The sequence below is a fragment of the Borrelia crocidurae genome, assembly GCF_000825665.2.
Taxonomy (GTDB): Bacteria; Spirochaetota; Spirochaetia; order Borreliales; family Borreliaceae; genus Borrelia; species Borrelia duttonii.
The window spans coordinates 902,027-912,667 of sequence record NZ_LN609267.1 but is presented as its reverse complement, the minus strand read 5'-3'; the positions used below and the strand labels follow the sequence as shown (position 1 = coordinate 912,667).

General features: G+C 27.8%; 3 protein-coding genes and 2 pseudogenes. 2 read left to right on the top strand and 3 right to left on the bottom strand.

The window, feature by feature from the left end; all coding sequences use genetic code 11:
* Nucleotides 1-13 precede the first annotated feature (13 nt).
* Complete coding sequence (locus BN1173_RS04330; RefSeq protein ID WP_040236883.1) at nt 14-1,588, top strand: hypothetical protein; 1,575 nt, start codon at nt 14-16, stop codon at nt 1,586-1,588.
* 6 nt (nt 1,589-1,594) lie between these two features.
* Nucleotides 1,595-2,188 carry a ribonuclease H family protein gene (locus tag BN1173_RS04325; protein ID WP_040236881.1) on the top strand — a complete coding sequence of 198 codons (594 nt, stop codon included), beginning with the start codon at nt 1,595-1,597 and terminating at the stop codon, nt 2,186-2,188.
* 141 nt (nt 2,189-2,329) lie between these two features.
* Here the strand turns inward: BN1173_RS04325 and BN1173_RS04320 are convergent.
* From BN1173_RS04320 to uvrB, 3 genes and pseudogenes are all read right to left on the bottom strand, one after another.
* Nucleotides 2,330-5,738: pseudogene (locus BN1173_RS04320) on the bottom strand (LPS-assembly protein LptD).
* A 5-nt stretch (nt 5,739-5,743) separates the two neighbouring features.
* Nucleotides 5,744-8,588 (bottom strand): annotated as a pseudogene (uvrA, locus tag BN1173_RS04315) (excinuclease ABC subunit UvrA).
* A 27-nt stretch (nt 8,589-8,615) separates the two neighbouring features.
* Nucleotides 8,616-10,580 (bottom strand): excinuclease ABC subunit UvrB, encoded by a 1,965-nt coding sequence (uvrB, locus tag BN1173_RS04310; RefSeq protein ID WP_040236877.1) that lies wholly within the window; start codon nt 10,578-10,580, stop codon nt 8,616-8,618.
* Nucleotides 10,581-10,641: the final 61 nt, after the last annotated feature.

Here is a 10,641-nt window from a genome sequence, read left to right as displayed (position 1 = left end):
ATAATATATTGACATGAAACATTTTATATGCATATTTAAATTAATAAGTCTTTATCTCATATACTCCTGCGCCTTATTTACTACAGATAACCAAGCAAACAATAGTCCAAATACAATTTACTTAACCCATAATGCTCCATCTGCTCATAACCTCATAACAAATAATATACATACCATATATCACATACCATCAAATCTAATAGATAAATTATTACAACATGCAAATGATCCCAATTTATTAAAAATACTAGCAATCGATTTAAAAATAAGTCCTCAAAAAATTGAAGAAATACAAAATTATTTACTAGCTTATCAAAAACATCTCAATAATTCACAAGAATGGAATAAATTTCTTCAACAAAGCAATATCAATGGATACCTAATCATTAAAACTAATACAAGTTTCAAGAAAAAATCTGATATAAAACAAATACATTTAATAAACAAAAATTTCACAGAATTAACAGAAACACAAATGTATTTAGAAAAAGAAATTTTAACAGAATTAGAACAAATATTTTATGAAAACAACATGGGATATATACCTATCAATAATATAGCTTCATTTTTTCCTCAGGAAAACATAAGAAACTATACCATAAACAAAGACATAATAAATGGAACTGAATATATATCGCCACACATAATAGCAAATCAACTATTAAAAATCAAAGACAAAAAATATTTTCAAAACTTCATGATTCATTTGAAAATCAACAATAATACAATAAAAAACATGCTACTAAAACAAACAATTGTTGATGAACACAATAACCTATATGATTCAACAAAATCACAACAAAAAATAGACTCTATGAAAAATATTATAGATCCAGAAACAGGTATGGAAATTACACCTCAAAAATTAAGATCTATTTTATCACATGGAGACATATTATTAATAAAACCAAAAATAGACTGGACTGACTTCTTTTATTTCTGGCAGCACACAGGAGTATTTGATGCTGACAAATATGATAATACAAAAAAAATCGCATTTGCAGGAAAAGATAGTTTTGATATAAAATCAGTAATTACAAGTAATCAAATTAAATTTGATACAGCTTCTGTCCAAGGATCGGGATATGAAAAACTCTCAACCTATATACAGTCAAGAATACTAAAAATATTTTCACCCATAACAAATAAAAGAACTATTCAAAAAGCAATGAATTTTGCTAGAAATAGATATATTGACAATAATTTTGGATATATGGTTCCCCTTTTATCTTCTAATATGTGGACTGATTCAATTAATCTTGAGGACATTTACCATAAAACTTACTGTTCCTTAGTAGTTGATAGAATATACAGAATAGCCGGTCTTAATGTTTCACGAAATTATGAAATATCTGGAATAATAACCCCCGGAGACATAAATGCAGCTGCCTATGATTTTTATATGTCATATACAATAGCAGGCATATTTCCCAGCACCTTACCAAATAGAATCATTAAGCCAACTCTTAGAGAAAAATTTATTGGATATAGCAAAGAAATAAAAGAATCCATAGAAACACAAAATGCAAATGAAAAAAAATTTGGTAAGTCTTGTAATATAACTAACCTCTGGTGCTTAGGGAGTTAAATTAATATGAAAAAATACTATGCATGCATATTAAACGATAAAAACGAAAAATTCATTTTTACATCTTGGGAAGAATGCAAAAACAAGATTATAGGACAAAAAAATAAAATAAAAAGTTTTAAAACAAAAGAAGAAGCAAATAAATGGCTCCTAGAAAACGGGAAAATTAATACTTGTCACCCAAAAGGTATATATTTCGACTCCGGCACAGGCAGAGGACAAGGAGTAGAAGTTAGAGTTGTCAATGAAAAAGGAATATCAATAATAGACAAAGTAGTAAAACAAAACTTTATTAACGATTATAACAACCACTATGTCAAAAATTTTAACGGAATTAGTAACAATTATGGTGAACTTTTAGGACTATATATCGCACTTAAAATAGCATTACAAGAAAATACAAAAAGCATATTTGGAGATAGTAAGCTGGTCATAGATTATTGGTCTAAAGGTTTTTACAATAAAAACTTAAATAAAAACACTATCAAATTAATTCAAAATGTTATCAAATTAAGGAATATATTTGAAAACAGTGGAGGACAAATAGTATTGATATCAGGTAACAATAATATTGCAGATCTTGGCTTTCATAAAAGATAAAGTCATATTTCACTTCAAAAACAAAATATATACTTAATATTAAATAATTAAATAACAATACTGGTTATATTTTTTATACAAAATCAAAATAGACTTATAAATAAACACTTTCAATAAGTCACAATAGATATAACATTAAATTTAAAAAATTCTATCTTGTCTATTAGACTTTCTATTAATTAAAAGTTCATAGTTAGTACTTGAATTACTCTCAAACGATGACTTAACAGGCTCAAAGAAATTCCAGGAAATATAAATTGAAAAAGTATTTCTCCAAATTGAAGAATACCGATTGTTATCATGCTTTAAAATATCTGGACTTAAACTATACTCACCAACAAATTTCCAATCATAAAAATTAAATTTAAAACTTGTACTAATTTTTTTAATCTTAAATAATGAATCTTTTCTATCCTGAATATTAAAAAAATTAAATGACTTAAAGACATCTTCTAAAAAATTGACTGTTGAAAGATCAATTTGATTCATATATCCCCCAAAATATCTAAAAGTTTTTGTATTAATAGAACGAGTTGAAACATCCAATTCAAAAAATTTAGTATACTTAAACTTTAAAGTAAACTCAGCCCAAAATTCATTATCAACAAATTTTTGCAAATTCATTTTCCATCCAACATCTGTTCCAAAGCCAATTGAAAATTTTTCATCAAAAAACTTAAATTCATACAAATCTTTTTTATACTGAGCACTTAAAGAATACGGAACAAGCTTAGCCATAGATCCCACTTTTGCAAAATCACCAAGTGATTTATCATATTTATACTCAAAATCATTTTTCATTTCAAATGCAAATTTAAAGTCATAAGCATTAACCTTTAACGAAAGCTCAGATAATCCATTAATTAAAGGATCATAAGCAATTAAAAAGGAAAATTTTAAATAATCTAAATATCGTGGCTCCAACTTATAATATAAAGCAGGATTCATTTTTAAATGCTTATATGGATATATAGGTTTTAAGGGTGATGAATTAATAAGCGTCTTTTTTGAAAAGAAAGTTTTTTTAGTGTCTTCTTTAAATTTTCTATCATATTTAACACCAATACCCGCTTCTTGTAACAAATAAGGAAATTCTAGAGAAAATTTAAATTCAGAAGAAGTATATATGCTTTCAAAAGTATTTTTCAGTATACTTGAAAAACTAGTAGTAAAGAATTTATAATCATAAATCAAATCAAAATTAAAATCTTGATAAAATGTTTCGGGACTTTTTAAAAAAACAGTACTACTCTTACCAGCTAAAATTTTAGAATTTACATCATACTTTTTATCAAATGAATAAAGAGTAATTTTATTTTCAAATTTAATACTACTACGAGAAAAATTAGGATACATCATAAAAGGTAACAGATTTAAAATGGTCTTATGAATAATTGAATGCTCACCTTTTTTATCTTTTTCTATTAAATTATAATTTTTATCCAAGGGATTATATTCAACAGTATTAAGATACAAAATATCTTCAAAAGTAATTTGTCGATTATTAAAGTCAGCATAAAACTTTAAATCTATTTTATTTTTAATGTCAAACAAATAAGTCTTTACATCATATTTAAATTCTTGAGGAGATTTAAATTTAGAATCATCAAAAAATATATTGTTTTTTAAATAAGGATTAATACCAAATCTTATATAAAAAGAATCTTGTTTATTAAAATCATTAGAAACAATTGGATTAGGAACTAAATGAAAATCTTTAATTAAATCTTTTTTTTCCTTAAGTTTTTCTGAATCACTTTTATCTTTATCATCTTCAACACTATCCCCAATATCTTTAACTTTAGGTCCCATAATTAATTCTTTAGTTTTAGAATCAGAAGAAACAGTCCAATTATTATTATAAAGATCCTTTTGAAAATTTAAATCAATATAAGGCAAATGAATCCTCTCTAAATAAAACCATTTTCTAGTAGGATCCTTAATATTTTTCTTAGATTTGGCATTAAATATATTATCATAACTTGCTAATTTAAAAGTAAGTCCCAAATTATTTAACCTATAATCAATAAGAGAATTATCATCAAAAGTACGATTATAAAAAGAAGATAAATTCCAATCAAATGTGCTTATCATTTTTTCTATTTCTGATGAAGATTTCGGAGAACTTAAAAGAGATAAAAATGTTCCACTCTCTAATCTATCTTTAAAGTCAATCATCACATAAGGATCTGAATAATGTTCAAATATTACTGAAAAAAGTGCATCACTGATTAAAAATTCAGACTTAGATTTAAGTAAATATCTAAAAGGAACTTCAAAACCAAATATATTACCCTTATTTATATTATCAAAACTAAAAAGAGAATAATTAATACTATTACTATCAAAAGGACGATAAACTCCAGACAAAATATGTCTATGCACAGTTCTTGTGAAACCTATTCCAAAACTAACTTCAAAGGTCTTAAAAAGATTTAAGGTATTGCTTAAGTTCAGATCAATACCTGTATAAAATCCCAAATTAGAATAAATATCAAAAATCAACTTAACATAATCTTTATTCAACTTAGAGACAACATCCTCTGCAAAAAAATAAGTTAAATAACCATTCCTAATATAAGGTTCTTTAGATGAATCATACATTGAATGAAAATCAAAATCTAAAAAAGAAAACTTGTCACTATCAACAGACTTCTTCCCAAATAAATATACAGTATTAAAAAGAGTAAGACCTCTCTTGGGAAAATATCCTAAAGATGGATTAAAAAATAAACTATCACCTGGTTTAAAAAAGAACGGAATATAAAACATTGGTACTCTTCCTATATAAAACACAGCATTAAGAATACCAAAATCTCCAGATGGTAAAATCCATATCTTAGACGCTTTAATAGAATAATAAGGTTCTGGGATTTTACTGGTTGTAATAAAAGCCTGCTCTAAAATACTAGCATCATTATCCAACCTTTTTAAAGATTTACCCCCAAATGAAACAATATGATCAACTAAATTTCTCTGTATTTTTTTCTGAATAATTCCATCTTTAAGAAGCAAATTTTTAGAATCAAAATCAACAAATAATTCATTACCATAAAAATATAATTTTTCATCAGAACTTAAATCAAGTTTATAATCAACATTTCCACTAGAAAAAAGCTTTTTGGTTTTTTTATTAAAAACAATCTTATCACCTTGAATATTATGTTTCTTATTCTCTTTAACATCTTCAATAATAAGTTTCACTCTACCTTTAAATACAATATTTTCATCTCCAGTAAGCTCATAGGTAAAATTTTCAAGATTATCTGTACTCTCAATAACTACTTTATATCTTCCTGCATCCTTGCCATCTTTTGAAAAAAGATCAGGAGATATACCAAATTTTTCCAAAAGCAATGATTTTATCTTAGAAATGTCTTTCTCTTTGATTCCCTCTTTTAATGCCCACTTTTTCAAATCTTCATCACTAGAAAGCTCAAGTTCCCTTAAATTAGCTTTCTGCATTAAAGTCAGCTTATTTTTGATTTTATCCTTATCATTATCATTCTGAGAAAACAGGATAAAACAACTAAGAAATATTTAATAAAATTCATATTACAAAAGATTTTTCAAAAACATTCCTGTATAGGAACTCTTGCATTTTGCAACCTCTTCGGGAGTTCCAGATACAACAATATTGCCTCCAAATACTCCACCCTCAGGACCTAAGTCTATTATATAATCCGCTTGTTTAATAACATCTAAATTATGTTCTATGAGAACCACAGTATTTCCATTTTTAACAAGTAATTGCAATACTTCTAATAATTTCTTTATATCATCAAAATGTAAACCTGTAGTCGGTTCATCAATAATATAAAAAGTTTTTCCCATACTTTTCTTACCAAGCTCAAATGCCAATTTAATTCGTTGAGCCTCTCCTCCTGAAAGGGTTGTTGATGACTGTCCCAGTTTAATATACTCAAGTCCAACTTGTATTAAAAGACTTAAATAATGACTAATCTTTGGAACACTTCCAAAGAAATCTTTAGCTTCAAGAACACTCATTTCTAAAACATCATAAATATTTTTTCCCTTATACCTAATTTCCAGAGTTTCTTCATTAAATTTTTTACCTTTACATAGACTACAAGGAACAAAAACATCAGGCAAAAAATGCATCTGAATATTTAAGTATCCATCCCCCTGACATTTTTCACAACGTCCACCCTTAACATTAAAAGAAAATCTACCTGCTTTAAACCCCCTTGTTCTAGACTCTGGAAGCTTTGCAAAAATTTCCCTAATCTCAGTAAAAAATCCAACATAAGTTGCCGGATTTGATCTTGGAGTTCGTCCTATTGGTTTTTGATTTATCTGAATAACCTTATCAATTTCTTCATAACCAATAATATCCCCAAAACCATCAGAATACATTTCATTCGCTTGTAACCTACTATCCAAAGCAGGATATAATACCTCATTAAGAAGAGTACTCTTTCCACTACCAGAAACCCCAGTTATTACAGTAAAAACTCCCAAAGGAATGTGAACATTAATATTTTTTAAATTATTTTTATTTGCATTCAAAAGTACAATTTTGGATTTTCCTATTTGACGTCTTACTCTTGGAACTTCTATTTTAAGTTGTCCACTTAAATATTTACCAGTTAAACTATTTTCATTATTTAAAATATCAGATAATACTCCCTTAGCAACGATCTCTCCACCATAAATTCCAGCTCCAGGACCAACATCAATAATATAATCAGCAGTACGTAAAGTTTGCTCATCATGTTCTACAACAATTACTGTATTGCCAAGTTTTTTAAGATTAACAAGGGTCTTGACTAATTTTTCATTATCTCTTTGATGCAACCCAATGCTAGGTTCATCAAGTACATAAAGAACTCCAGCAAGAGCTGAACCTATTTGTGTAGCAAGTCTAATTCTTTGAGCTTCACCACCTGAAAGAGTTCCAGATATTCTGTCCAAACATAAATAAGACAGTCCAACATCAATTAAAAATTTAAGCCTATTTCTAATTTCTTTCAAAATCTCTTTAGCAATTTTTGTATCAAACTCATCAAGCTCAATATTTTCAAAAAATAAATAAGAATCCATAACAGATAAACTATTAAGCTCTTGGATATCTTTTCCAACCAATTTAACAGACAAAGCCTCGCAACTCAATCTCTTTCCTTTACAAAAATTACAAATTTTACGAGACATCAAACTTTCATAAAACGATCTAGCACTATCAGATTCAGTTGCAAGATAACGCCTCTTTAAAAGAGGAATAAGACCTTCAAATTCCTTAGAGTAATGAAAACCTCCTCTAATTTCTTTAGCTTCCATTTCTCTAGACTTATAAACAAAATCTATCTTTACATTATCTCCATACAAAATCTTTTGAAGAACATCCTCAGGAATACGACTTATAGGAGTATTTAACTTAAATCCATAATGCTTAGACAAGCCTTTAAAAATCGCCAAGGCCCAAGGCGAACTTGATTTAAAGGTAATAAATGCATCCTCATTAAAAGAAAGTTGCATATCAGGACAAATTTTTTCAAAATCAAAATCAAATATAATACCAAGACCAGAACATTCACTACAAGCGCCAAACGGACTATTAAATGAAAAAAGTCTTGGCTCTATTGAGGGAAGAGAAAACCCACATAAAGGACAACTATTATGCTCTGTAAAAATTCTATCTATTTTTTTAAAATCATCTTCAATCTCTACACGTAAATAACCATTAGACACCAATAAAGCAGTTTCAATAGATTCTGCAAGTCTCACTCTTATATCATTACTGAATTTACTATTTTGTCTATTATTCAAGTTCCATATTCTGATAATTATTCTTAACTAATTTTAAGTTAACGGCATCTTCTACTAAATAATCCTGAAAATCTATCCTAACCCTAGCAAATCCTTGATTTAATATTTTCTCAAGTTCTTTGTTATGAGTACCCTTTGCACCCATAACAATAGGAGCAAATAATATAACTTTGGAACCCTCAGAATAACTTAAAATAACATTAATTATATTATCTAAAGATTGCTCTTCGATTAAATTTCCATCATTGGGACAATATGGCTTGCCAACTTTTGCAAACAACAATCTATAATAATCATAAATTTCAGTAATAGTACCAACCGTTGATCTTGGATTATTGCTGATGGTTTTCTGTTCAATAGAGATAGCAGGAGAAAGTCCGCCTATATATTCAACATTTGGCTTTTTCATTACGCCCAAAAACTGTCTCGCATAAGAAGATACAGATTCCATATATCTTCTCTGTCCTTCTGCAAAAATTGTATCAAAAGCTAAAGATGACTTCCCAGAACCACTTTTGCCAGATATTACCACCAAACTATTTCTTGGAATATCAACATCAATATTTTTTAAATTATGTTCCCTTGCACCTCTAACAGTAATGTTTTCTTTCAAAAATATAAACTCCTCGTTATTAAAACATCATATATTAATAAGCTCTTTGATTTTCTCTCTCAAAAAGATAGCATCTTCAAACCTCTCATCCTCAACCGCTTCATTAAGCTCAAATTTAAGCTTAATGATAAGATCTTCTCTAGACAAATTATTATCGGAAATAATTTTTTCAACATTATAATCAAGAGTTTCATTTTTAAATTCTTTTTCTAAAATACTTTGCACTTTTTTGACAATAGTTTTTGGAACAATATTATTCGCTTTATTATATTCAATTTGAATATTCCGCCTTCTAAGTGTTTCTTCAATGGCCTCTTGCATTGCACAACTTATTTGATCATAGTACATTATAACACAACCATGCGAATTTCTAGCAGCTCTACCAATAATCTGAATTAAAGAAGAAGCTGACCTTAAAAATCCTACCTTATCAGCATCTAGTATAATAACAAGAGAAACCTCGGGAATATCTAAACCTTCTCTTAACAAATTAATCCCCACAATAACATCAATCTCTGATTTCCTAAGAGATGTAATAATATTTACTCTTTCAATAGCATTAAATTCTGCATGCAAATACCTGGCCTTTATTCCAAGAGTCAATAAATAATCTGTCAAATCCTCAGACATTTTTTTAGTCAAAGTTGTAATTAAAATCTTCTCATTTAAAACTACTCTTCTTTGAATTTCACTATAAATATCTTCTATTTGTCCATCTGAAGGTCTCAAAATAATTTCTGGATCAACAAGACCTGTTGGACGTATTATTTGTTCAACAATAACACTACTCTTTTCAGATTCCTCAAGGCCAGGAGTTGCTGATACAAAAACAGCTTGATTAATCAAAGACTCAAACTCATAATACTTAAGTGGTCTATTCTTCAGCGCTGATGGCAATCTAAAACCAAAATTCACAAGATTTAATTTTCTTGAATAATCTCCATTATACATTCCTCTAAACTGAGGTAAAGTAACATGAGATTCATCAATAAATAGCAAATAATCTTCAGGAAAAAAATCGAAAAGACAATAAGGTCTATCTATCTCATCCCCGCCAAAATATGCAGAATAATTTTCTATACCCTGACAAGACCCTGTTTCCCTTAACATTTCAATATCATATTTAACTCTTTGTTTAAGCCTTTCAGCTTCAACAAGCTTATTATTTTCTTGAAAATAACGATATTGCATTTCTAAATCAACCTGTATTTCAGGCAAAGCATTTAATATTTTTTCATAAGGAATAACAAAATAAGATTTAGCAAAAAGCGTAAATTCATCAGCAAAACCTAATTTTTTTTTTGTAAGTGGACTAATCCTGTTGATCTGCATAATTTTATCAAAATCCAAATAAATTCTATATGCAAAATCACCATGTTCATTACTAGGCCATATTTCAACAACATCACCCTTAATAGAAAATTTATCATGTTCAAGATTTGTAAACGTCCTTTCATATTGAAGTTTAACAAAAACGTCTGCTATCTCCTTAATGGAAATTTTTTGTCCTACAAAAAAAACATTAGCAGCACTTTTAAAAAATATTGGTGAACCTAATGCATAAATTGAAGAAACAGTAGCAACAACAATAACATCTCGTCTTCTAGAAAGAGATGTTACTGTCCTTATTCTCTTGATTTCAATATCTTCATTAATAGTAGCTTCCTTTTCTATATATAGATCCTTTGAGGGAACATAAGATTCAGGCTGATAATAATCATAATAAGAAACAAAATACTCAACTGCATTATCTGGAAAAAAATCTTTAAATTCTCTATAAAGCTGTGCTGCTAAAGTTTTATTATGACTAATTATTAAAGAAGGGCGCTCTAAATCCCTAATAATATTAGCTATTGTAAAAGTTTTACCACTACCTGTCACACCTTTTAAAGTCTGATACCTATTATTACGTAAAATAGATTCCTTAATCTCTCTTATTGCTTTCGGTTGATCACCAGCAGGAAAATAATCAGACTTTAAACAAAATTGCATGAAAACCCCAAATAAAAAGATTATAAATCAAATATAATAATCAACTCTACAGTTATATTTT